This window comes from Corynebacterium sp. S7 (assembly GCF_054401105.1).
Window position 1 is genome coordinate 1422564 of sequence record NZ_CM136760.1, and the last position, 23267, is coordinate 1445830.

The 23267-nt window shown below is 57.4% G+C and carries 22 protein-coding genes, 1 tRNA gene and 1 pseudogene; 17 read left to right on the forward strand and 7 right to left on the reverse strand.

The window, feature by feature from the left end:
• Positions 1-33: 33 nt before the first annotated feature.
• The 3 genes from ACXZ66_RS06855 (at position 34) to ACXZ66_RS06865 (ending at position 1259) form a co-directional block, all read left to right on the forward strand.
• Entirely contained in the window at positions 34-399 is a 366-nt protein-coding gene (locus tag ACXZ66_RS06855) for a hypothetical protein (RefSeq protein ID WP_458751177.1), read from the forward strand.
• 3 nt (positions 400-402) lie between these two features.
• Entirely contained in the window at positions 403-591 is a 189-nt protein-coding gene (locus ACXZ66_RS06860) for a hypothetical protein (RefSeq protein WP_458751178.1), read from the forward strand.
• 179 nt (positions 592-770) lie between these two features.
• Complete coding sequence (locus tag ACXZ66_RS06865) at positions 771-1259, forward strand: hypothetical protein (protein WP_458750138.1); 489 nt, start codon at positions 771-773, stop codon at positions 1257-1259.
• A 731-nt stretch (positions 1260-1990) separates the two neighbouring features.
• Here the strand turns inward: ACXZ66_RS06865 and ACXZ66_RS06870 are convergent.
• A protein-coding gene (locus ACXZ66_RS06870) for an IS3 family transposase (protein WP_458750567.1) occupies positions 1991-3219 on the reverse strand; the annotation gives its coding sequence in 2 pieces (ribosomal slippage) (positions 1991-2943 and positions 2943-3219; 1230 coding nt in all).
• Between the two features lie 293 nt (positions 3220-3512).
• Between ACXZ66_RS06870 and ACXZ66_RS06875 the strand changes: the two genes are divergently transcribed.
• From ACXZ66_RS06875 to ACXZ66_RS06890, 4 genes are read left to right on the forward strand one after another with little or no spacing between them, the layout of a single operon-like run.
• Positions 3513-4502 (forward strand): hypothetical protein, encoded by a 990-nt coding sequence (locus ACXZ66_RS06875; protein ID WP_458751179.1) that lies wholly within the window; start codon positions 3513-3515, stop codon positions 4500-4502.
• On the forward strand, positions 4503-4655 hold the full coding sequence (locus ACXZ66_RS06880; protein ID WP_458751181.1) for a hypothetical protein: 153 nt from the start codon (positions 4503-4505) through the stop codon (positions 4653-4655).
• Entirely contained in the window at positions 4645-4881 is a 237-nt protein-coding gene (locus ACXZ66_RS06885) for a hypothetical protein (protein ID WP_458751182.1), read from the forward strand. The genes ACXZ66_RS06880 and ACXZ66_RS06885 overlap by 11 nt, the downstream gene beginning before the upstream one ends.
• A 13-nt stretch (positions 4882-4894) precedes the next feature.
• Positions 4895-5197 carry a DUF5403 family protein gene (locus ACXZ66_RS06890; protein ID WP_458751184.1) on the forward strand — a complete coding sequence of 101 codons (303 nt, stop codon included), beginning with the start codon at positions 4895-4897 and terminating at the stop codon, positions 5195-5197.
• A gap of 807 nt (positions 5198-6004) precedes the next feature.
• Here the strand turns inward: ACXZ66_RS06890 and ACXZ66_RS06895 are convergent.
• Positions 6005-6078, reverse strand: a tRNA-Leu gene (locus ACXZ66_RS06895).
• A 131-nt stretch (positions 6079-6209) separates the two neighbouring features.
• Between ACXZ66_RS06895 and polA the strand changes: the two genes are divergently transcribed.
• Positions 6210-8819, forward strand: a complete 2610-nt coding sequence (gene polA / locus ACXZ66_RS06900; RefSeq protein ID WP_458751309.1) for a DNA polymerase I — start codon at positions 6210-6212, stop codon at positions 8817-8819.
• The gene (locus tag ACXZ66_RS06905; RefSeq protein WP_458751186.1) at positions 8803-9837 is read left to right on the forward strand and encodes a winged helix DNA-binding domain-containing protein; all 1035 of its coding nucleotides are present in this window, start codon (positions 8803-8805) and stop codon (positions 9835-9837) included. The genes polA and ACXZ66_RS06905 overlap by 17 nt, the downstream gene beginning before the upstream one ends.
• Here ACXZ66_RS06905 and ACXZ66_RS06910 read toward each other — a convergent pair.
• Positions 9834-10562 carry a methyltransferase domain-containing protein gene (locus ACXZ66_RS06910; protein WP_458751188.1) on the reverse strand — a complete coding sequence of 243 codons (729 nt, stop codon included), beginning with the start codon at positions 10560-10562 and terminating at the stop codon, positions 9834-9836. The two genes, ACXZ66_RS06905 and ACXZ66_RS06910, sit on opposite strands and share 4 nt — an antisense overlap.
• 217 nt (positions 10563-10779) lie before the next feature.
• Here ACXZ66_RS06910 and rpsA point away from each other — a divergent pair, with 217 nt between their 5' ends.
• The 5 genes from rpsA to ACXZ66_RS06935 all read left to right on the forward strand — a co-directional run bounded on the left by rpsA (position 10780) and on the right by ACXZ66_RS06935 (position 14690).
• Positions 10780-12255, forward strand: coding sequence for a 30S ribosomal protein S1 (gene rpsA, locus ACXZ66_RS06915; protein WP_458751189.1), 1476 nt, complete (start codon positions 10780-10782; stop codon positions 12253-12255).
• Between the two features lie 113 nt (positions 12256-12368).
• Positions 12369-12962 carry a dephospho-CoA kinase gene (gene coaE / locus ACXZ66_RS06920; RefSeq protein ID WP_458751190.1) on the forward strand — a complete coding sequence of 198 codons (594 nt, stop codon included), beginning with the start codon at positions 12369-12371 and terminating at the stop codon, positions 12960-12962.
• An 88-nt stretch (positions 12963-13050) separates the two neighbouring features.
• Positions 13051-13440 (forward strand): DUF4259 domain-containing protein, encoded by a 390-nt coding sequence (locus ACXZ66_RS06925; protein ID WP_458751192.1) that lies wholly within the window; start codon positions 13051-13053, stop codon positions 13438-13440.
• A gap of 60 nt (positions 13441-13500) precedes the next feature.
• Positions 13501-13998, forward strand: a complete 498-nt coding sequence (locus ACXZ66_RS06930) for a cyclophilin-like fold protein (RefSeq protein WP_458751193.1) — start codon at positions 13501-13503, stop codon at positions 13996-13998.
• Positions 13998-14690: an SDR family NAD(P)-dependent oxidoreductase gene (locus tag ACXZ66_RS06935; RefSeq protein WP_458751195.1), complete on the forward strand. Its 693-nt coding sequence runs from the start codon at positions 13998-14000 to the stop codon at positions 14688-14690. Before ACXZ66_RS06930 ends, ACXZ66_RS06935 begins: the two co-directional genes overlap by 1 nt.
• Here ACXZ66_RS06935 and ACXZ66_RS06940 read toward each other — a convergent pair.
• A complete protein-coding gene (locus ACXZ66_RS06940; protein WP_458751197.1) occupies positions 14641-15525 on the reverse strand; it encodes a helix-turn-helix transcriptional regulator in 885 nt (294 codons plus the stop codon). The two genes, ACXZ66_RS06935 and ACXZ66_RS06940, sit on opposite strands and share 50 nt — an antisense overlap.
• Positions 15526-15639: 114 nt before the next feature.
• Here ACXZ66_RS06940 and ACXZ66_RS06945 point away from each other — a divergent pair, with 114 nt between their 5' ends.
• A complete protein-coding gene (locus ACXZ66_RS06945; RefSeq protein ID WP_458751199.1) occupies positions 15640-16662 on the forward strand; it encodes a zinc-dependent alcohol dehydrogenase family protein in 1023 nt (340 codons plus the stop codon).
• A 159-nt stretch (positions 16663-16821) separates the two neighbouring features.
• On the opposite strand, the gene ACXZ66_RS06950 is transcribed toward ACXZ66_RS06945, so the two are convergent.
• Entirely contained in the window at positions 16822-17313 is a 492-nt protein-coding gene (locus tag ACXZ66_RS06950; protein WP_458751201.1) for a MarR family winged helix-turn-helix transcriptional regulator, read from the reverse strand.
• Between the two features lie 100 nt (positions 17314-17413).
• Here ACXZ66_RS06950 and ACXZ66_RS06955 point away from each other — a divergent pair, with 100 nt between their 5' ends.
• Positions 17414-18343 carry an aldo/keto reductase gene (locus ACXZ66_RS06955; RefSeq protein WP_458751202.1) on the forward strand — a complete coding sequence of 310 codons (930 nt, stop codon included), beginning with the start codon at positions 17414-17416 and terminating at the stop codon, positions 18341-18343.
• Between the two features lie 631 nt (positions 18344-18974).
• Here the strand turns inward: ACXZ66_RS06955 and ACXZ66_RS06960 are convergent.
• Both ACXZ66_RS06960 and ACXZ66_RS06965 read right to left on the reverse strand, forming a co-directional pair.
• A complete protein-coding gene (locus ACXZ66_RS06960) occupies positions 18975-19601 on the reverse strand; it encodes a 3'-5' exonuclease (RefSeq protein ID WP_458751311.1) in 627 nt (208 codons plus the stop codon).
• Positions 19602-19763: 162 nt separating this feature from the next.
• Positions 19764-20606, reverse strand: a pseudogene (locus ACXZ66_RS06965) (DEAD/DEAH box helicase); the annotation flags it as partial.
• 270 nt (positions 20607-20876) lie between these two features.
• Here ACXZ66_RS06965 and ACXZ66_RS06970 point away from each other — a divergent pair.
• Entirely contained in the window at positions 20877-23180 is a 2304-nt protein-coding gene (locus ACXZ66_RS06970; protein WP_458751313.1) for a TPM domain-containing protein, read from the forward strand.
• The last annotated feature ends 87 nt before the right edge of the window (positions 23181-23267 follow it).

Sequence of the window (23267 nt, forward strand, 5' to 3'; positions counted from 1 at the left end):
GAAAAAGAAAAGGAAACCATGAATACTGATCACATGAAACGGATTATGGAGAAAAACCCATACATCCCTACACGAGAAGTTGTAGGCAACCACATCAAAAGAATGATCGATTACGACTACCGGAAAACCAAGCCGTGGCCAGACAATTGCCCTGTCTACAAAGCCCTCGGTATCGAACCGGGACAGAGTCACAGGCTCGAATGGGTAGACCACCCCGTAGTCGAGAAGGAAGACGGACACACTGTCTACGTCTCCCACCCGTACCAAATCCACGGAGGTGACCTCAAAGACTTCATCGCACTGGAAGAAAAAGGCTTCCAAGTGACCATCAGCGGCGGTTCCGAATACAGCCTTTCAACCGCCCGCGTAACGATTCACACACCCCAGAAGGAGAACTAACTCATGTCTAAGAACTACGAATCTGAGTATTCACGTTTCATTGCCCCTAACGGCCTGGAAGCCACCCTCAACCACGCCGCACAACCACAAGAACAACGACTAGTAGAACTCCAAGCCTTGTGCCGTATTGCCGATGCGTTGACCGTCTTAGCGGTTGAAGCTCACGAGAACCACCCTTCCCCGAATGATTAAATGGTCTAGGTAATGGTAGACTTTTAACCGTGGCCGGTTGATGTACTGGTGGTACGGGAACCAACCAGCCGCACTCTATGTTGAGACAAAAGCAGTAGTTTCTCCTGCCAATAGCCCCCTTCACCCCAAGTTGCTTTGCCAGGTGAAGGGGGCTTCACTAATTCTTGTAGAAGGTTCACATGTCGCTGAAACGTTGCCTACGATGCGGTTGCCACCGCCCCCGCCTGGACCCCGACCCCAAAGGCCTAGGACTCTGCGAAGAGCACTACAACCAGTTGAGTGCAGGCACCATCGGTCAAGACCACAACCCCCGCAGCAAAGAACGCACCGTCGAAGAGATGGAAGACTACCTCCTCCAAGCGTGGGAAGCCTTAGGCACGATCCCCAAAGACAGGGCCCTCGCACGCCAAATCGGGGTACCCAAAGACACCATCCACCACATCATGGGCCGCACCTGGCCCAGGTTCAGAACAGCCGCCTGGATACCCTTCACCGACGGTGTAGCACGCCTACGCTTCCACCACGAACACCCAGAAGCCAACCAAGAAGATGATGGTGGCCAATGGGACCAAGGCGAACCACCAGGCTCAAAGGGTCGCCTATCCGAGAATGAAGCCCTACTCGGGGAAACCCACCACGAATACAAAACCTGGACCAAAGCAGCATGAGCCACCCCAACACCGACCGCGACAAACGACAATGGCGAAACAAAGTCACACGAGAACGCAAACGCCTAGAGAAAGACCCAGTACTCGCAGTCTGCTGGTTGTGCGGTTCTGAAATCGACCTTCAGTTGCCTTACCACCACGAGAACGCGTTCACCCTCGACCACGTTGTACCACTCGCAGCTGGTGGTCACATCATGGGAGAAACCAGACCAGCACACAGAAGTTGTAACTCTTCTCGTGGAGATGGAAGAAGAAAACCAAACCAAAGACCAACACTTCTTGAATGGTGAACAACAACGTTGTTTGCTTCACGTGAAACAACTTCAAACAACTCTTGATTCAACGCAGCGCACGCCAGCACCCACAGCCACACACATGGTTGGTAGGCACCAATGATTGAGCCGACCCCACGGGGTGGCGGGGGACTCGGTCGCCCGATCCTCCGGGGGACCTCTCGGTATTGGGTCATTTGCTCGCGCCCTGATTCTGCTGCTTAGTTCCAGACTTCTTTTTGGTGGTGGTTTTCGTTTGGTGGCCTGGTTATTGTTGGGTTTTGTTGTCGTTTGGCCCTGGGGTGCCTTGGGGCGTTTTTGTAATCGGTTTGTAAACCGTTTTCGTATTGAAAAAGCAGGGTGGTTTTTGGCTGGTGGGTTCCACTGTCTCGTAGCGTTCCTCGCCCTTCAGCGTTCCTCGATAATTGTTGGTATGAAGCGTCCTGGTTTTCGTTCCGCTTATTGAACGCCCAACGGCTGGGCGTGTGATTGTTGATAGTAGGCGTCTTCCATCTCTTGTGGGGTGATGTATCCCAATGACTCGTGCAGGCGGTGGTTGTTCCACCAGTACACCCAGCGAAGGGTCGCGATCTCGACTTCCCCAACCGACGCCCACGGCCGGTGGGGATAGATCAGCTCGGTCTTGTAGAGACCGTTGACCGTTTCCGCCAACGCGTTGTCGTAGGAATCGCCGACGGTGCCAACGGACGGATCGATCCCAGCTTGAGCAAGTGCCTCACCGTAGCGGATGGACACGTACTGCGAGCCGCGATCGCTGTGGTGGACAAGTCCTTCAGCACGAAGATCACCTGCGTGATAAAGAGCGTGCTCAAAAGCCTCAAGAGGCAGCTCATCGGTGCGCATGCTCGCCCTGGTGGCAACCCCGACAATCTTGCGGGAGTACACATCGGTGATGAACGCGGTGTACGCAAACCCCGACAGGGTGCGCACGTAGGTGATGTCAGCGACCCACAGCCGGTGCGGCGCTGACGCGGTGAAGTCACGATTGACCAGATCAGGACGACAATCCGGGACATCAGCCCGAAGCGTTGTGATCGGAGTGCGGCCCCTTCTGCGGCCTTGGATGCCGGCGAGTTTCATCAACCGTGCCGTCTGATCACGACCGATGTCCCAGCCGGCGCGCTGCATGGCCTTCCACATCTTGCGTACCCCGTACACGCTGAAGTTGTCCTCGAAGACTCTCACCAATTCGGGGATAAGCAGCGCGTCTGACAAGCTCCTGGCCGACGGGGCTCGTGTTTTCGCTGCTCGGTAGCCGCGAGAGGTGATAAACCCACATTCTGTCTGCCTTAACGTGCGACAGATGGCCTCGACCCCGAAGCGATCGCGATACGTGTCGATGTATTCGATCATCTTCTGGTGGGACGGTCGAGTTCCGCTGCGAAAAAAGCTGACGCGGTCTTCAAGATCTCGTTCGCCCTGCGCAGCTCTTTGTTCTCCTGCCGCAGACGTTTCAGTTCGTCGTCAACCGACTCGCCAGTGCTCCGCTGAACGTCGGGGGACGCTTTGACAGGTTTCAACCAGTTGTTGAGCGTGTGCGCCGAGACGCCGAGCTTCTCGCCGATCTCCTCCGCCGCCGCCCACTTCGAACACCCCTCAAGCTCAACGAGCTCCTCGGCTAACCTCACCGCCTTGTCCTTGAACTCGTCACTGAACTTCCTAGGCATGATCCAATCCTCCTCTAGAAACGATCGGAACTAAACCCAGGACGCTTCAGTATGGCAAGGACAAAATTGGAGCCTAGGAGTCGTTTTCAGTGCGGTACTAATGCGGGTTATCGGCAGCATTCTAAGCGTGGTGAGCGTCCTTGTGATGCTTGTCGTACGGCTCATGCTGCTCATAGTCGCGCGTATCGCATGGGGGAGCGCACTGTGAAGAAGAAACGTAAGACTGATGTGTCTGGCCCTTCGATGGATCAGATCATGGGTGATAAGTACAACTATTTGGAAGAAGGAAATTGATGGCTGTGAAGTCGAAGTCGTTTGTGTCTCGTTTGGAAGAGTTTGATTCTTTCCCTGCAATTGGTGTTCAGTCGCCACTGCTTGGGGAGTTGGAGGATGCGGACCGGGCGGTGCAAGCGAAGTTGGAAGAGCTTGATGAAGCGTGTGGGGTTAGTGCTTTGTCGCCTGAGAAGTTGGGGGAGTTGGGGCAGCGGTTCGCTAAGGGTGAGTTGAAGCCTGAGACTGTGGCTGCTCGTATTTCGTCGGCTGCTACGGTTCCTCGTGGGCAGGCTGGTTCTCGTCATGCGGTGGTTCGTCAGGCTGCTAAGGCTCAGTTGCGTGCGGAGCTTGATAGGCCTGAGTGGTCTCGTAAGTCTCTGTTGGAGTCGTTTCGGGAGCCTGTGGCCAAGGTTGTGGACCAGGCCGCGGTTGAGATGGTGGAGACGTGGCAGGCGTTGCCTGAGCATTTGAAGGACTTTGCTAAGGGTATGCGTGGCCCTGGCAAGTTGGGCCGGTTGGCTAATGAGGTTGATTTGAATGCTTTGTCTGGTGCTGAGATTGACCAGGTGCGCCGTTTGTCTCAGGTGTGGGTTTTCTGGTCTCCTCGTTCTGTCCCGCCGTTGGTGTATGTGGCTGAACAGTTGGGCGAGTTGCCTAGCCAGTACACCGCGAGTGGGCGCGCGAATCCGAATGCGCCTGCACCGTTGCAGCACTCGTTGTTGTGGTCTGGTGCTGAGGAAGCGGCTGTGCTCGCTCTTGATGATCTGGTGATTGGTGGCCATGTTGATGAGCTTGAACCTGTCATTGATGGTTCTTGTGAGGAGTACGCGGAGCGTAAGGCATTCATGGACAAGATCGACACGTGGAAGAATGAGAAGGCTATCTTGGCTGGTGCTCGTGCGAATGTGCCCCTGGGGCGTGATCGTGCAGCTGAGTGGGATCGTCGCCGTGACCTCGAAGGTATGCAGCTGTTGGAGGAGTTTCGTTCTAAGCCAATGTTGGTGTTGTAGATGCGGATTGATGATTACGGCAATGTGGCTGATGGTTCACCGGAGTCAGCGGAGCAACGACTATTCATGCCTGTGACTTCTCGGGATTACCGGGTGGTCATGGAGGGTGAGGAAACTGTGGAAGAGATTGGGGCGCGGATTTATGAAGTCTAAGAAGAATGGGCCGGTGGCTGTGCAGGAAGTCCCTACGCCGGGGCCTGTGGTTCGCCCTGAGGTGGCTAAGTCTGGGGATAATCGTTTGATTGCTTGTGACAAGGTTGGTTTGCCGTTGCACTTGGCTTCTCGGTTGATTGGTGACACGCTCGAAGAGTTGGTTGAGGATGCTAAGCGGTTTAAGGAGTTGTTGGAGTCGTTGGAGCCTTCAACGACTTGGCCTTAGAAAGGATTGAATAATGGCTGATGTATTTGATTTTGCGAATGCTGTCGCTGCTGAACTGGCGCAAGACGAAATGGATAGGGTAGCTGAGGAGATGCGGGCGCAGGCTGAATCTACTGCTGCTGAGCATCGAGATTCTGGCGAGTTTTCCGGAAACTTCAAGGTTAAGAAGCAGGGGAAAGATCGTTATGTTTATAACGATCACCCGGCTGCTTGGCATATTGAGGGTGGGCACTTTGCGGGTGAGGAAGGTAGTGGTCCTCGTAAGTGGGTGCCTGGTCAGTTCAATCTCACTCGTGCTTCACGGAAAGATTATTGATTTAGTGCCGCGCTAGGAGCCGTTTTAAGCGGTTTTATGGTGGTGGCCTGCACTGTTGTACCCCTGGATGGCTTAAATGGCCTTCTGGGGGTATTGGTGTTTGTGCAGGTCAGGACTTTTCGACAAAAATGTCGGAAAGTACCGGGGTTTGTACTCAAAAGTGAGTAGGTACCAGGCGGTCAAAAATGACCGGGTACAAGTCGAAGAATCGACGGGTACAAGATGTGTTCCATTATCTGTAACACTGGTATTGTTACGTTTATGGAAACACTTTCTTGTCCTCGGTGCGATACCGACTCCTTGCCAACTTTCGATACACCCGCTTATCCGATGTACGTGACGCGCCGGTATGGCAGATCAAAAGGTATCGCCCTGGAGCCTGTGTGCAATGCCTGTGGAACCTCGTACCCTTGGGTTGGCGACCCTAAGCAGTCTGGCGTGTTGTACGTGCGCCCCGGCGGGTATGCCGCTAGGGGTAAATGTGTTTCCTCATGTGTAACGTGTGGTATTCCCACGGCTGTCAATGATGATGCTCGCCGTAGGGTTGTCTACTGTTCGGATAAGTGTCGCAGTAAGTACTACAAACAGCGTGACGCGAAAGAGAACACATCTTCATGTTTGGAATGTGGAACAGACTTCACCGCTCGACGGGGTGCTAAATACTGTTCCCCGAAATGCAGGCAGAAAGCCTACCGCGCGCGCCAGGGCTAGGTGAGTGGTGGGTTATTAAGTGGTCATTTTATGGACACTTTGACCTAAAACTAAAGCCAGGCCGGAACGCTTTCACGCTCTGACCTGGCTGTTCGGTGCCCCTGGTGAGACTCGAACTCACACTGGACGGGTTTTGAATCCGTTGCCTCTGCCAATTGGGCTACAGGGGCTGTACCGGAAAATAAGCTTAGCGCACACCCATGTAACTTTAAAAATTGCGCCCCTCAAAGCCGAAAATCTGGGCACGCTAGACTGTTCAACTGTGACTAATAAACGCCTGCTTCTCATCGACGGACACTCTATGGCCTTCCGCGCTTTCTATGCGCTGCCTGCGGAGAATTTCTCCACGTCAGGCGGTCAACACACGAACGCGGTGTACGGATTCCTCTCCATGTTCGCGAACATTCTCACCGAGGAGAAGCCCGACCACGTCGCCGTTGCCTTCGACGTGGGGCGCAAGACCTTCCGCACCGAGAAGTACCCCGAGTACAAGGCCCAGCGAGAGGCCAGCCCGGAGGAATTCAAGGGTCAAGTCCCCATCATTGAGGATGTGCTGAACGACCTGGGCATCGTGACCCTGTCGGTGGAGAACTACGAGGCCGACGACATTATTGCCACCTGGACTACCCAGGCGAAGGAGTCGGGCGATTTCGACACCATCATCGTCACCGGCGACCGCGACTACCTGCAGCTTGTCGACGATTCCACCACCGTCCTTTACCCCACCAAGGGCGTATCGACGATGACCAGGTTCACGCCCGAGGCAGTCCAGGAAAAGTACGGCCTGACCCCTGAGCAATACCCAGATTTCGCGGCTCTGCGCGGTGACCCGTCGGATAACCTGCCAAACATTCCCAAGGTGGGAGAGAAGACCGCCACGAAGTGGATCAACGAGTATGGCAACCTGGACAACCTGATCGAGCACGCCGACGAGATCAAGGGCGTGGCTGGCCAAAACTTCCGCGACCGCATCGATCAGGTGCGTATGAACCGGGAGCTCACCCAGATGGTTACCGACATGGATCTGCCGGTTGGCCCGGATGACCTGCATATGAAAGAAGCGGACGTGAGCACCATCGCGAAGGACTTCGACGAGCTTGAATTTGGCGTCAACCTGCGCGAACGCGTCCTTGCCGCGGTGCCTACTTCGAACGGCACGGAACCCGAGGAACTCGTCGAGCTGGACAAAGTCGAGGTGCACGAAGGCGGTCTGGACCAGTGGCTCGAACAGCGCAGCGGCCAGGGTTTGGCAGTCTACGTGGTCGGCAATGGCGCCCCGAATGCGGGTGATGCGAGGGCGGTGGGAATCGTCGATAAGCAGCGCAGCGGTATTTCCAAGGAACTCGCCGACCTTGACCCGAAGGAGGAAAAGGCGCTGGCGGAATGGCTGGAATCTGGGGATCCGAAGTACATGCACGAGTCGAAGGCGGCCTACCACATGCTGGCCGGGCGTGGGATCACGCTGAACGGCATCGCGCATGACACGGCGATCGCGGCGTATTTGCTGCGCCCGGGCCAGCGCACTTATGAGCTCAAGGACGTGTATCAGCGTCACTTGCAGCGCCAGCTTGAGGAGACATCGGACCAGCTCAGCCTGCTCGACGACACCTCGCTGACGGATTCCGCCGTGGCCATCTTGGAGCTCGCCGAGGAACTGACCAAGCAGCTTAAGGAGATCTCCTCGTACGAGCTCTATCAGGACCTCGAGCTGCCACTGGTGACTATCCTGGCGAAGATGGAGGCCACCGGCATCGCCGTGGACGTGGACGTGCTGGAGGACCAGCTGAAAACGTTCACGGATCAGGTCGCCCAGGTCGAGGAAGAGGCACGGCAGCTTGTCGACGAGCCCGACCTCAACCTGTCTAGCCCGAAGCAGCTTTCCGTTGTACTTTTCGACAAGCTGGATCTGCCCAAGACGAAGAAAACCAAAACAGGCTATTCCACCGCGGCGAAGGAGATTGAGGCCTTAGCGGCGAAGAATCCACACCCGTTTTTGGATAAGCTGCTGCAGCACCGCGAGTACCAGAAGATGAAGTCCACGCTTGAGGGGCTGATTAAGACGGTGCAGTCCGATGGTCGCATCCACACCACCTTCAATCAGACGGTTGCCTCGACCGGCCGCCTGAGCTCGACGGATCCGAACCTGCAGAACATCCCCGTGCGCACCGACGCCGGCAAAAAGATCCGCTCGGCCTTCGTGGTGGGCGAGGGCTACGAGTGCCTGCTTACCGCGGACTACTCGCAGATTGAGATGCGCGTGATGGCGCACCTCTCCCAGGACCCAGGCCTGATCGAGGCGTACAAAGAAGGCGAGGACCTGCACAATTACGTCGGTTCGAAGGTCTTCGACGTGCCTATCGACGAGGTTACGCCCGAACTGCGTCGCCGCGTCAAGGCCATGTCCTATGGTCTGGTCTACGGCCTGTCTGCTTATGGCCTTTCTGCGCAGTTGGATATCTCGCCAGGCGAGGCGAAGAAGATCATGGAGAGCTACTTCGAGCGCTTCGGCGGGGTAAAAACCTACCTGGAGGAAGTTGTCGAGCAGGCACGCAAGGATGGCTACACATCCACGGTGTTTGGGCGTCGTCGCTACTTGCCGGAGCTCAACTCCGACAACCGTGTCGCCCGCGAAAACGCCGAGCGTGCAGCGCTGAACGCGCCGATCCAGGGCACCGCCGCCGACATCATTAAGGTGGCCATGATCCGCGTCGACGCAGCTCTCGAAAAGGCCGAGCTGCACTCCCGTGTGCTTCTCCAAGTCCACGACGAACTCGTGGTGGAGATCTACCCGGGTGAGCTGGACCAGGTCACCGAGATCCTCGAGCGCGAGATGGACCAGGCGATTACCCTCCGCGTCCCACTGGAGGTCTCGGCCGGTTCCGGAAAGAACTGGGATGAAGCCGCGCACTAAGGCCCGGGATAAGGCCCGCACCAGACTCGTCGCCCAAGGCCTCGTCGGCGCAGGCTGGGACACTCCCACAGAAGCCTTAAGCGCCTTCGGCCTGATGCAGGGCCAGGACCTATCGGTGTTTTCCTCGGTGGCGCTGCGCTCCACGGGACAGATCAAAGATGTCCACGAGGCCCTTGACAAAGGCGAGATCGTGCGGGGCTATCCCATGCGCGGCACCGTCTTTGCCACCCGCGCCCACGAGCTGCGCTGGCTCACCGAGTTGCTAGCGAACCCCGGCGTGGAGCGCGCCCGCAAAACCATCATCGAGCACGGCGCCACGCAGGCTCAGCTTAATAAAATCCGCGAAGGCATCCTCGAAGAAGGCCCGCTGACCAACCAAGAGTACCAGGCCCTGGTCACCCGAGTGATTCCCAACCCCGACGCGCGTCATTTCTACCGCACGCGCTACCTGCTCATGGTCGAAGGTTCCGTGGCCTACCTTGGCCGGGAGCAGAAGTTGGGGGCGGCGCCGTCGTCGCAAAGCATTGAAACGGCATTTAACGGCGAGCGTCAGGCGGCCGCCGACGAGGTGGTCGCGCGGTATGTGCGCACGCACGGCCCCGTCACTTTCGAGGATGTGCGCTGGTGGTCGAAGCTGCCCGTGCGCGAGATTCGCGTAGCTCTCGAGCACCTGCCCACCGACATCATAGAGGTCGAAGGGGAGTACATGCGGGCATCGCTTCTCGACGAAGTGGCCCACGCGACTCCCGCTCAGCTGCGTGCCCCGCACTTGCTGCCAGCCTTTGACGAATACATCCTGGGCTACCAGGACCGGCTGTTCGCGATGTCGGAGGAGACTCATACCCAGCTTGTGCCTCGCAACATGGGGATTTTCAAAAAGGCCGTGGTTGTCGACGGTGTGGTGCGCGGGGCCTGGCGGGGCAATGCAGGGAAGCTAGAAATCGACGATTACGCGGGCATCCCGAATTACGCGCAGGCGGGGATTCGCCGCAAGCATAAGACGCATCCGTTCTTTTAGCGTTTCTGGCACACGAAGATTGCTGTGCCCGGGAAGATTCGGCCGCGCTCTGGCGACCACTGGCCCCAGTTCTCGGTGAGGTGCTCGGGCCACTCGGGTTCTACTACGTCGAGCAGCTCGAAGCCGGCTGCATTGATGGCGCGGACCCAATCGCCGAAGGTGCGGTGGTATTCGGCGTAGGTGAGGTTGCCGTCCTCGTCGAATTCTTCGTACTCGCGGGAAAAGTAGCTGATCTGGGCGGTAAAGGCTTCTGGGTCGTCGGGGAAGACCCAGCGCATCGGGTGGTTGACGGAAAAGACGAAGCGGCCACCAGACACGACTACACGGGAGATTTCCGTCAAAGCGGCAGTTACGTCGCGGACGAATGGCAGCGCGCCAAAGGCAGAAAAGGCGACATCGAAGGCTTGGTCGCGGTAGGGAAATGCGAGCACATCGGCTTGGACCAGTGGCACTCCGGGGCGGGCCCGGGCGAGCATACCTGCACTAATATCGAAGGCAGTGATAAATTCCACGCCCTCGTCGTAAAGCCAACTAGCGCACGACGCGGAACCGCAACCGATCTCTAGGACGTGCTTGTCCGAGACGTCGCCGAGCAGGCGCGCGTCCTGCTCGGAGAGCATTTCCGGGCACCAATTGAAGCCCTCGAGGTAGGAGGCGTGCTCGGCGTGATAGTCGCTTGCATCGGAGTCCCAGTGCGCACGGTTGGCTTGGGAGGGAGTATTCACGCTTGCTGTCCTTCACTAATAAGAATAAATCATTTGCTCTAGCTGCAGAAACACGGTACCGTTTAATGCGCGTGTCTGTGTCTGGGACGTAGCTGGCTGTAATAGGAGGGTCAGAGCGTCGCCGAGATGAGATCGAAACCCCAGCGTAACAGGTTTATTCGAGAGACACGTTACTGTCCAATTTCTATCTCCTATCCATTTCGGAGCACATTAATTAATGTCCACTTCTAACGCCCCTCAGGTAGCCATCAACGACATTGGTACTGCTGAGGATTTTCTCGCCGCAGTCGATGCCACCATCAAGTACTTCAATGATGGCGATATCGTCTCCGGCACCGTCGTTAAGGTTGATCACGACGAAGTTCTGCTCGACATCGGTTACAAGACCGAGGGTGTCATCCCAACCCGTGAGCTTTCCATCAAGCACGACATCGACCCAGATGATGTGGTCGAGGTCGGCGATGAGATCGACGCACTTGTTCTCACCAAGGAGGACAAGGAAGGCCGTCTGATCCTGTCCAAGAAGCGCGCACAGTACGAGCGTGCATGGGGCACCATCGAGGAACTTCAGAAGAACGACCAGCCTGTTACCGGTACCGTCATCGAGGTTGTCAAGGGTGGTCTCATCCTGGACATCGGTCTGCGTGGCTTCCTGCCTGCGTCCCTCGTTGAAATGCGCCGCGTCCGCGACCTGGAGCCATACATTGGCCAGGAGCTGGAGGCAAAGATCATCGAGCTGGACAAGCACCGCAACAACGTCGTGCTGTCCCGCCGTGCATACCTGGAAGAGACCCAGTCTGCGGTCCGCTCCGAGTTCCTGCACCAGCTGCAGAAGGGCCAGGTCCGCAAGGGCGTTGTCTCTTCCATCGTCAACTTCGGCGCATTCGTCGATCTTGGTGGCGTAGACGGCCTGGTTCACGTTTCCGAGCTGTCCTGGAAGCACATCGACCACCCATCTGAGGTTGTCACCGTGGGCGACGAGGTCACCGTTGAGGTTCTTGACGTCGATCTTGACCGCGAGCGCGTATCCCTGTCCCTGAAAGCAACCCAGGAAGATCCTTGGCGCGTCTTCGCACGCACCCACGCTGTGGGCCAGATCGTGCCAGGCAAGGTCACCAAGCTTGTTCCATTCGGTGCGTTCGTTCGCGTCGAAGAGGGCATCGAGGGCTTGGTCCACATCTCCGAGCTGGCTCAGCGCCACATCGAGGTGCCAGACCAGGTTGTCAGCGTCGGCGAAGAGCTGATGGTCAAGGTCATCGACATCGATCTCGAGCGTCGTCGTATCTCCCTGTCCCTGAAGCAGGCAGACGATGATTACTCCGAAGAGTTCGATCCATCCCGTTACGGTATGGCTGACTCTTACGACGAGCAGGGCAACTACATCTTCCCAGAGGGCTTCGATCCAGAGACCAATGAGTGGATGGAAGGCTTCGACGAGGCTCGTCAGGCTTGGGAGGCTCGCTACGCTGAGGCTGAGCGTCGCTTCCAGGCTCACACCGCTCAGATTGAGCGTCACCGCGCTGCCAACGCTGAGGCAGCAGCACAGGAAGAGGCTAACTCCAACTACTCCTCCGAGTCCTCCGAGGATGCGCCTGCTCCGGCATCCGCAGAGGCTGCAGAAGAGACCACTGGTGGATCGCTGGCTTCCGACGAGCAGCTCGCTGCTCTGCGCGAGAAGCTGGCTGGCAACTAATACCAGTTCAGTTTCCCGGCTAATTTAGCCAGGTAGAGCGCCCACACGATCGAGATCGTGTGGGCGTTTTCTCATTCCTATTTATAACCAGTCCAAGTCACTAGACTGGAGGTATGAAAAAGATTGGTTTGACAGGCGGAATTGGCAGCGGCAAAACTACAGTCTCCAAACTTCTGGAGAAAGAGGGCTTCCCAGTCGTGAACGCGGATGAAATTTCGCGTCAGGTGATGGAACCAGGCTCGGAAACCCTTTCGGACGTGGCTGAGGTTTTCGGCAGCGATTTGATTGACGAAGATGGCAACCTCGACCGCGCGGAGCTGGCTCGGCGCGCATTTGCGGACGACGAGAGCACAAAGACACTCAATGCGGTCACCCACCCGGCGATTCGTTGGCGCACGGAGCGAGAGTTTGAGAAGTACAGGGATGAGCAGGCAGTCATTTATGACATGCCACTTCTCGTTGAGAACAACATGGCCCGCGACATGGATATGGTTGTGGTCGTGCAGGTGGCCTCGGACATCCGCATTGATCGTTTGGTGAATTCGCGTGGGCTTGACCCCGACGACATTCGCCGCCGAATGGTCCAGCAGGCATCTGATGAACAGCGCGCCACCGTAGCCGACGTAATCATTGACAATTCTGGCACCGAAGAGGACTTGAAACCGCAGGTCGCTTCTCTGGTAGAAAAAATCCGCGCCCTGGGTTAAGATTCCCAGCGAATGCCTATATTTTGGTCGATGAAAGTTAACCTGTGCGACAGCTGTGGGTCATAAAGGCTCCGTAGTCTAGGACGGCATGGGGTACTGGGATGTTGGCCCGTTTGATAATAGCGCGGCCCGAGATGTAGTAGAGGCGATCCGTCTGGGTCGCTTCAATCTCGACCAATTCATCTTTGATTGCACCGGCGAGGACGAGCTTGACGCAGATTTAGGTGCAGGGATTGTTGCGCTTCTTGCACTTGTCGACGACACCTACGCCCTCCCCGAGGGAGTCGAGTGCACGGACATCACCGCCTTGGACACCCCTCGGGCCTGGTCTTGGTTGCGCGGTCAGCGCATGCGTGTGCTCAACCCGGAGAAGTCCGGCCTCTACGCCTTCTGGGAACAAAGTGGCCAGCTGCAGGATTGGCTGAATGTGACCACACCAATCGGTCGCCCTGGTCTGCGAAAGCTGCATAAGAAGTAAGTTCTGGGAGTCACTGGTAGTGGCTCCCTTTCTGCTTTTTAGCGCCCTAGCCTTGAATTCATGGCAATCACTCAGCGGATCATCGGCATCCTCGCTATTTCTGCTGCGCTTACCCTCGCTGGGTGCAGCACCGCGGAACCAAGTGCGGAACCGCCTGCTCAACCACCCACTTCTACGTCCCAGGAAGAGGCACCCATGACAGATACTCCCATCACCCTGCAGGTCAACGGCACGACCATTAGCGCCGTGCTCTACGACAATCCCGCTGCCAATTCGCTGCGCAGCCAGCTTCCCCTGACCATCTCCATGTCCGACTTCGGTGGACAGGAAGTCGCGGGCACACCGGCACAACCGCTCACGATGGAGGGCATGCCCGCAGGAGAGAGCGCCCCGCGCGGCACCATCGGTTGGTACGAACCCACCGGCAGCGTCGTTGTCTACTACACCGATGTCTCCCGTTTCAGTGGCCTAGTCCGCATCGGCCACATCAAGGGCGATGTCGGAGCCTTCCAAGGCTGGGGCTCAGCCCGCGATGTCACTATCGAGGAGGTGCGCTAATGGCCCGCATCCTCGTCACCGGCGCAACCTCCGGCCTCGGCAAGCTCACCGTCGCATCGCTGAAATCCCAAGGTCACGAGGTCGTCGCGCACGCTCGCAGGTCAGGCGAGGGGCAGGTGTTCGGCGATCTTTCGTTTATCGACGAGGTGCGTAACCTCGCCGACCAAGCAAACAAGATCGGGCGCTTCGACGCCGTCATCCACAACGCTGGCACCATGGATGACTCCGCCGTCGTTGAGGTCAACGTCGTGGCTCCCTATGTGTTAAGCGCCTTGATGCAGGTGCCACAGCGCGCCATCCTACTTTCCAGTTCCATGCACGCAGGTGGGAGCACTGCGCACATGGCTGACGCGATTGCCGACCGGGCGAGAGCCAGCTACTCCGATGCCAAGATGTGGGAAACCATTCTGGCCATGGCTCTTGCCAAGCGCTGGCCAAGCAGCGGGGTCTTCGCCGTCGATCCCGGCTGGGTACCTACCCGCATGGGAGGAGCCGGCGCCCCCGACGATCTGGAAAAGGGCCACCTCACCCAAGAGTGGTTGGCAACAACGGATCCTCAGCAAGAATCCGGCACCTATTGGCACCACATGCGCACCCAAAAACCACACCGCGATGTGCTTGATCGGCGCAATCAAGAACTTCTCATCGCAGCTCTGGAGAAGCGGACCGGCTTGGTTCTGCCATCCAACTAGTTAGCAGGCGCATCCTTTGGGCCGACTCGGAACCCGGCTCGGCCGTGTAGATCGTCCAGGTCAGGTGAGGGGAGTCCTCGAGCAGGAGTCCCTGGTAGGCCAACTGCACATCGCCGACTTCCTTGTGATGAAAGGTCTTCGACCCAGCACCATGGTGGCGCACGTTGTGCTCGCCCCAGCGCTCGGCGAAGTCGTCGCTGCGTGTAGAGAGTTCACCGATCAAATCGTGGAGGTCCTTGTTGTAAGGGTCGCGGCCTGCCTCGGTGCGCAGGATCGCTACAGTTTGATCCGCGAAGGCATCCCAGTCCGGGTAGAAGTTCTCAGCTGTGCGATCCAAGAACATGTGCCGGGCCAGATTCGGTTCCTCACCGTGCTGCTCAGCCCAGTCGAACACGTCGGAATACAGCGCCCGAGCAGGCAAGTTCCACGCGAGCAGCTCCATCTGGCCGTTGCGGACAAAAGCGGGCCCGTCGGTAAAGGAATCCAGCGCCCATTGCACCGCAGCGCTTGGTTCCCACCGCGGTGCGCGACGACGACGCAAACGTGCCGATCCCGGTTCCGCCGCCTGAGCCAGAGCTATCAAATGTTCGCGCTCGGCGTCGTCGAGAAGCAATGCCCTTGATAGCGAATCCAACACGTCTGCGGAGACTCCCGCGAGCGAGCCGCGTTCGATGCGGGTGTAATACTCGACGCTGATGCCGGCTAGCGTGGCCACTTCGCTGCGACGCAGCCCCGGGACGCGGCGGCCGGTGCCGCGGGGCAGTCCGGCCAATTCGGGAGTGACTCGCGCGCGGCGTGAAACAAGGAACTCGTTGACCTCGGCAGTGTTGTCCATGTAGCAAATTCTAGTGCTTGGCGCGTGGGCGAATCAGGCACTGTCAGGGGCTCCTTCAGTGCCCGGTGCGGGCTTAACCTGGTGTGTGAGAACAGTTCGATTGAAAGGAAGATCATGCGCGGAGTTGTATTGCACGCACCAGGTGACGTTCAAATTCAAGAAAGGCCAGACCCGCGGATCGAGGCGCCAACTGATGCGGTCATCGCCATCAAGGCGGCGTGCGTCTGTGGCTCTGACCTGTGGCCATACCGCGGCGCCGACGAACCCGAGGACCAGCTCATGGGCCACGAATACGTCGGCGTGGTTGAGGCTGTTGGGTCTGCAGTGGAAACTGTGAAGCCGGGGGATTGGGTCGTCGGATCCTTCGTCATCTCGGATGGCACCTGCGAGATTTGCGAGGCCGGCTACCAGTCGCGATGCGTGCACGGCCAATTCGTCGACGGCACGATTGGCACCCAGGCAGACAAGGCGCGGATTCCCTACGCGGACGGCACCCTAATCGCGCTGCCCGCAGCACCTAACGACGAGCAACTCGCCTCCGTCCTCGCAGCCTCGGACGTACTGGGCACTGGTTGGTTCGCGGCCGACGCCGCGGGTGCTGGTCCTGGCAAGACGGTTGCGGTTGTCGGCGACGGCGCCGTCGGCCTGATGGGCGTGCTCGCAGCCAAGCAGCTGGGCGCCGAGCGGATCATCATCTCCAGCAAGTACCCGGACCGCCAGGCGCTCGCCCGGCAGTTCGGTGCGACGGACATCATCGAAGAGCGTGGCGACGAGGCCGTGCAAAAGATCCTGGCGATGACCGGTGGCCTTGGCGCTCACTCTGTTGTCGAGGCTGTGGGAACCCAGGAATCCATGATGCAGGCGATCCGCTCGACCCGCCCCGGTGGTTCGATCGGCTACGTCGGTGTGTCTCACGATGTTGAACTGCCAGGTGACCTTTTGTTCTTTGGGCTGGTGCACCTGCACGGTGGCCCGGCGCCGGTGCGTCGCTACCTGCCTCACCTGGTGGAATTGATTTTCAACGGCGACATCAACCCGGGAGTTGTCTTCGACAAGAAGCTGCCCCTGTCCGAGGCCGCCGAGGGTTATCGCCTGATGGATCAGCGCGAGGCCATTAAGGTGATGCTGGTGCCTTAGAGGCTTGGCCTATCTCTCCCGTTCCACATCAATGGGTGAGGATCCCAGTGTGGCGGGGTCAGAGCCTTTTGCCCTTTCGTCACACCAAAGCCCTGACCACGGTATCCAGGGATCCTGATTCTGGGATCCTCAACAATTAATCTGCCACCGCGGTCCGAGCTACCGATTCAGGTGTGGCGCGCCAATCGCCTTCACGATCGGGGTGTTGATCTCCACCATCGCCTCGACCTGCTCGGGGCTCAACGAATCAAAAACATAGCGACGCACAGCAGCAACGTGGCCGGGGGCAGCCTCGGCCACCTTTTGCTTTCCAGCTTCGGTGAGCTGCGCCAACGTATAACGCCCGTTAGTCGGGTCGGGGAAGCGGATCACCCAACCAGCGTTTTCCAGCCTGGTCATCACGCGCGAGAGGTGTGGCAGCTTCATGTTGGCCATCTCGGCGAGCTCGCTGAGCCTGATCGTTGCGTCCGGAACCATCGAGATCTGAGAGAGCGCATTGTATTCCGCCAGCGATATTCCGGACTCGGCCTGCATCTGTTCGCCGAGACGCACGGGGAGCCATTCCAGAATGGACCAGAGGGACAGCCAAGCGTCCTGCTCAGTGTCGGAGAGCCAATTCGGAGTAGCGTTGGAATCATTCTCGGTGGTCATAAATCCATCATACATTCTGGCTTGACATGTAAAGTCAAGTAGTTAAAGTAGGCTTTACACGTAAAGTCAGAGCGTGACACACAAACTTAAGGAGTACTCAATGGCCTTGCCAACAATGAACCTTCCCCTCGTCCTCGGTGGCAACACCTTCGGATGGACCTCCGACAAGGAAGCATCCTTCGCAGTTCTTGATGCCTTCGTCGAAGCCGGCGGCACTTACGTTGATACCGCTGACCTCTACGCCGTGTGGGCCGGCGACAATACCGGCGGCGACTCGGAGAAGGTTCTTGGCGAGTGGTTCAAGGCCCGAGGAAACCGCGCCGACATTGTCCTGGCCACCAAGATGGGCGGGCTGGCACCTTACGATAATCTGCAGCACGACTCCGTTTTCGGTGCCGTCGACGCATCGCTTGAGCGCCTGCAGACCGACTACATCGACCTGTACTACATTCACTACGACGACGAAAAGGTCTCCATCGCCGACCAGGTAACCACCTTCGATGAACTGGTGAAAACCGGCAAGGTCCGCAACATCGCCCTTTCTAACTTCTCGCCTGAGCGCATGCGCGAGTGGTTCGAGTACGCAACCGCCAACAACCTCACGGTTCCTGTTGCGATCCAGCCACAGTACAACCTGGTGCACCGCAAGGATTTCGAGGAGTCCTACCAGCCAATCGCGAAGGAATTCGGCGCGGCAACCTTTACCTACTTCTCCCTGGCTTCCGGCTTCCTCACCGGCAAGTACCGCTCCGCCGAGGATATGGAAGGCAAGAACCGCGAAGGTTTCCTTGGCGGTTATGCGACCGACGAGGGTTTCGCTGTCGTGGATAAGCTTGTCCAGGTCGCCGAGGCCCGCGATGTCGAGCCTGCCACCATTGCGCTTGCATGGCAGTTGGCCAAGGGCGTGACCGCGCCGATCGCTTCCGCATCGACCCCGGAGCAGTTGCCGGCACTGGTGGCTGCGGGTTCGCTCAAGCTTGACGACGACGAGGTCGCCGCACTCGACGAGGCGTCCAAGCCCTTCGCGTAGCGCCGAATTTGGGGTTCTGTCGGGAGATAACTGTCGGCCTATAGTCCGCCGTGCGGACTTTTTGGGGTCCGGGGGCCATTTCATGGCTGGAAGGTGGCCAACGTGCCCCAAGCAGCCACGCTCTCAGTCGAAATGGCTAATTGTGTATAGCTAATTAACGGGCAAATACCCCGATTTTCGAGCTAATTAGTCAAACACAATTAGCTAATCCGAGTAATCGAAGCTCGAAGCCACGCCTCTGCACGGAAATACCTGTCGCGCAATAGTCCGCCGTGCGGACTTTTTGGGGTCCGCACGCGTACGCAACAGGGTAAGTCGGGGCGCTATCTGAAGCCACGCCCCAGCGCATCAATACCTGTCGGCCTATAGTCCGCCGTGCGGACTTTTTCGGTTCTGGGGCCATTTCGTGGCTGGAAGGTGGCCAACGTGCCCCAAGCAGCCACGCTCTCAGTCGAAATGGCGAATTGTGGATTGCTAATTAATGGGAAAATAGCCCGATTTTCGAGCTAATTAGTCGAACACAATTAGCCAAATCGAGTAATCGAAGCCCGAAGCCACGCCTCTGCACGGCAATACCTGTCACCTTATAGTCCGCCGTGCGGACTTTTTCGGTTCTGGGAGAAGCAGACCCTCACTCCGCCGGCAACAACTCCGAAGCCTCGCCAACCGCGGTGATCATCAGTGCGTCTCGGGCGCGGGAAGCCGCAACGTACAACAAGGCCCGCTCGCGCTGAAGCACGTCGTCGCGCTCAGCTTCCGCAAGGCCGTTCAAGCGGAACGCCTGAGGCATGGACTGCGCGTTTACGCCTAGCAGCACGACATGTGTGAACTCCAGTCCCTTGGCGGAGTGCATCGTCATCACGGAAATGTCGTGCTCGGCAGCGACCGTGGCCTGGCGGGTTACGGTGGCATCGAAGCCAGCGGACGTCAGCGCAGCAGTAACTCTACGAACATCCGCACGGCTGCGCACCAAGATGCCGAAGTTCAATTCACCCTGAGCAGAGTCCTGCCACTTATGCAGCTGCGCAATAACAGCGTCCATCTGCTCGGCTTCGGTAGCGGCATGCACAACAATCGGCTCGGGGCCATTGCGTAGCGAGCGGTAGCCGGTGGTGGTATCTTCCTCGTCGCTGGAATCGCGCCATTCTTCACCCTCGAGGATCTTCATCGCGTAGTTCAGCGTTTCGTGCGTGGTGCGGTAATTGCGGGTGAGTTTGCGTGAAGCGCGGCCACGGATCGTGATGTCAAAATGCGACATGGTCAAGTGCTGGCCGTAAATGCGCTGGTGAGAATCCTCGGCGATGAAGATATCGTTAGGTCCCTTGCGCACTGCAGCGCGCAGGAACCGCCAGTGGCCGGCGTGGAAGTCCTGGGCCTCGTCGACAATTGCGTGGTCGAAGAGCGGCACACCGCGACGGATCAGTATCAACGCATCGGTGGTCGGGGCCAGCGTGCGCGCGAGCTCGTTGTTTTGGGTGCCCACGTTGGTGGCGTTGTGGATCTCGTCGATAACTACTGCGTCCCAGCGCACCTTATTTAACTGCGCGCGGTACTTCGGCGACTTCAGAGTGTCCATGGATACGATCACCCGCGGGAAATACGTGAACGGGTTGCGAGACGCCGGCAGCTTCTGGCGCACCTTCTGAATTCCCACCGAGTCGAGGCGCACGAGCGGGATGGCAAAACGCGTCCAGAGTTCCTGCTGGAACTGCTCCATAACGTGTTTTGGCGTGACGACGAGAATGCGTTCCCCACGACCGCGCCGGATCAACTCGGCCAAGATCATGCCGATTTCAAGGGTCTTACCTAGACCGACGGCATCCGCGAGCAGGATGCGTGGGCGCACGTTGTCGGGGCTCAGCGCCTTGTGCACCGCCGCGAGCTGGTAGTCGAGCGGGTCGGCCAGCATGCGGGTGGAGACTTCCAGCTCCTGCTGATGCAGGGGGACTGCTGTTTGCCGGAGCGTGGACTCGACCCAGAGGCGCGCGTGACGATACCTAGGCGAGTCGTCGGGGATGACATCTACCTTGGTTGGGTCGAGTACCTCGATGCGATCGAGCGCGGTGAAGAAGGTCGCGGTGGTGTCGCGGACGTAATCAGACAAGCCTCGAACCCTGACGCGGAAGCCGTCTTTGGTGCGGGCGACGCCGGTGACCAGCCAATGTTCGTCGCGGACCTCTACCGTTACGCCTGGGGCGAGTTGCTCGGTGGAGGGTTGGGCTTGCTGTGCTGTTTTTCCAAGCACTTTTGTTTCCGCGGACATGAGGTCCTACGTTATCGGTTTTTTGGGACTCGTACGTATATAAGCCAAATTGAGGGGGAATGCTGCGGCTGGGAGTTGGGGGTTAACCTACAATTTGTCTAGGCCTGAATGGGGGTAATGGCGACTGCGAGAAATTGGGTTTCAAGGCTTAAGCTCTGAAATTTCAAGCATAAGTTTGGTATTTGCGGAAATCGATTGTTCAAATCTGATTATTTGACGCTTCAATGTAATCTTTCCACTATGCAAATCGACGCTTTGCGCTCCAAATTGATGGCTGGAGCGACGGCAGTAGGTGCTGCCGCTCTTCTTTCAATCACCCCAGTCGCAGTTGCGCACGGCGCCCCGAGCCATTCCGACTCCCAAATCGTTGTGGCCCAGGAAGCTCCAGTTTTGGACACAACGCTTGCACCCGAACTCCTAGCTGACCGGGTCACTGACCTTTCCGGCGTGCTTCAACCTTTGGATGTTTCGGAAATTGATGATTCCATCCAACAAGCGCTCCAGCTGGATCAAAAGTCTCTATTCGTTGTTTATATGCCGTCGTTCGGTGGTTGGAATCCCTTGGATTGGGCAGAAGCTGCAGCTGCGGCTAGGGGTGGCGGTAATACTGCGGTGGTGGCGATTGCTACGGATGAGCGGCAATATGGAATTGCTGCTGACACTCGTGCAGGCTACTGGAGTGACAGAAACCTCGACGATCTAGAGGATGCACTTTTTCCAGGACTGTCTGATTCGGATTGGGCTGCAGCAGGTAAATCTGCGGCAGGAACTGCGGCCCAGATTGCTCAGGACAACGTGACTGCACGACAACGTGCCGATGAATGGGGTTCGGCCGTCGATGGGGCAATTGCGGCGATGGACAAGTCCATTTCGGATGCACTCGCAGAACCCGAGCAAACTCCAACACGAGCTGTGGAGACACAGACCCAACCGGTTAAGGATTCAAGTGGCCTAGGCGCAGTCTTCGGGTGGCTGATGCTAATGGTAGTGCTCGCGATACCAAGCGCGGTTCTCTATCAGTTCAATTCTCGTCATTGGAAAAAGGAGGTTGAGTTTGCTCGCACCCAGACCTCGAAGGGCATGAAGGAGATCGAAACCCTAACTACGCCAGCACTTGAACAGTTTGCAGTGGAAACTGTTCAAAAAGCTGACGCTACAATCGAACGAGCGAAGGGGCAATTGAATGTGGTCAGTTCCCTGTTGGGGTCGGCTCGGACCGGAGTTTATACGCAAAATATTGGTACCGCAGAAGAAACTGCAAACAACGGGCGGAACATACTTCGTGAATTGGGCATCCCTCTCACTGATGCTGAAAACACTCGCGAAGTGAAGTGGAAGCGTTTTAGTCGGAACATGCTGAGCAGCTGGATCAAATTGGTGCGAGATGCTCTGAATAAGAACAACGTTGGATCCAAAACGACCTCCTTACCTTGGGAAGCCACCCGACGTACCAAGCTACTTGGAACGATTAGTGATGGCATGCGAGCGAATGAGGTTTTGGCAGACAATATTGCAGAGGGAATTGAACTCCAGGAGCAATCCAACAATGCTGCGAGCACGTTGCGTCAGTACACCCAGCAAAAGGTCACACTCACGACGCGCGTCGCGCCAGCGGATGAAATTGTTGCCGATGTGGAGCGTCGCTATGGCCCGGCTGTAGTGGAATCAATACTTGAAAATACTGCGACTGTTCGAGCTAATTTAGACAAAACTGAGCAGCTCCTTAGTGATGCCTTCGAGATTGAACAAGATCCCACGGCAAGCCGAGGGCCACTACTGGGGCTGATCCGTGAGATCGGATACCTTCTCGAACGCTCCGAGGGACTTCTTAATCGAGTTGAAACTACTGAGCAAGACTTCTTAATGGCGCGCGGAGATTATCAGCCATTCCTCGGAAGGTTGCGCAGCAAGCTCCTCAATGCAGCTGCAACCGAGGAGTACGGTCGGGAAATTTACGCAGCCTACGATTGGGATGAATTCCAGAATGATTTAGGCGATTTTTCCACACAACTAGATTCCGTGGAAAATCCCTCCGATGGTGAGCTAGTCAGCGCATATGAAGATCTTGTTAGCATCGATGTAGACATTGATGAGCGAGTTGCTTCAGCACAAGAAGCGATTTCTGCACGAGAATTTGAACTGAAGAAGTTTGATGATCTTTATGCCTCGGCCCAAGAAACGATCCAAAGGGCTGAGATCAAAGTGGCTCGGCAGTCGGGTCCTTGGGGTTCCCAAGCCCGAATGACTGTAGTCCAAGCAAGAGGATTGCTGGCTCAGGCTCCAAGTCTCCGGATCACTCAAACTGACACTGCAATGCAGTTTGCTCGAGAAGCGCGAAATGGTGCTCTTTCGGCGATTCAGCTTGCTGAAGAAGGAGAAAAGAACTATCGAGAAAGTCTCGAGTTGGAAGAGGAACAGCAGCAATCACGGCGTACCTCCCAGCGTCGGTCTGCCGCCGGTTTCAGCTCATCCTGGAGTAGTTCTAGTTCTTCCAGTAGCTCCAGTAGTTCAAGCGGATCGAGCAATTCCGACAGCAATGACAGCGGATACTCCCGTAGGGGCGGATCATTCTAGGAGCTCGACTAACTAACTTTGCTTGCTGAGGCAAGACCCCAACTGCATCGGTATTCTTCCTTTAGCGCGCAAAATCATAAAAATAGC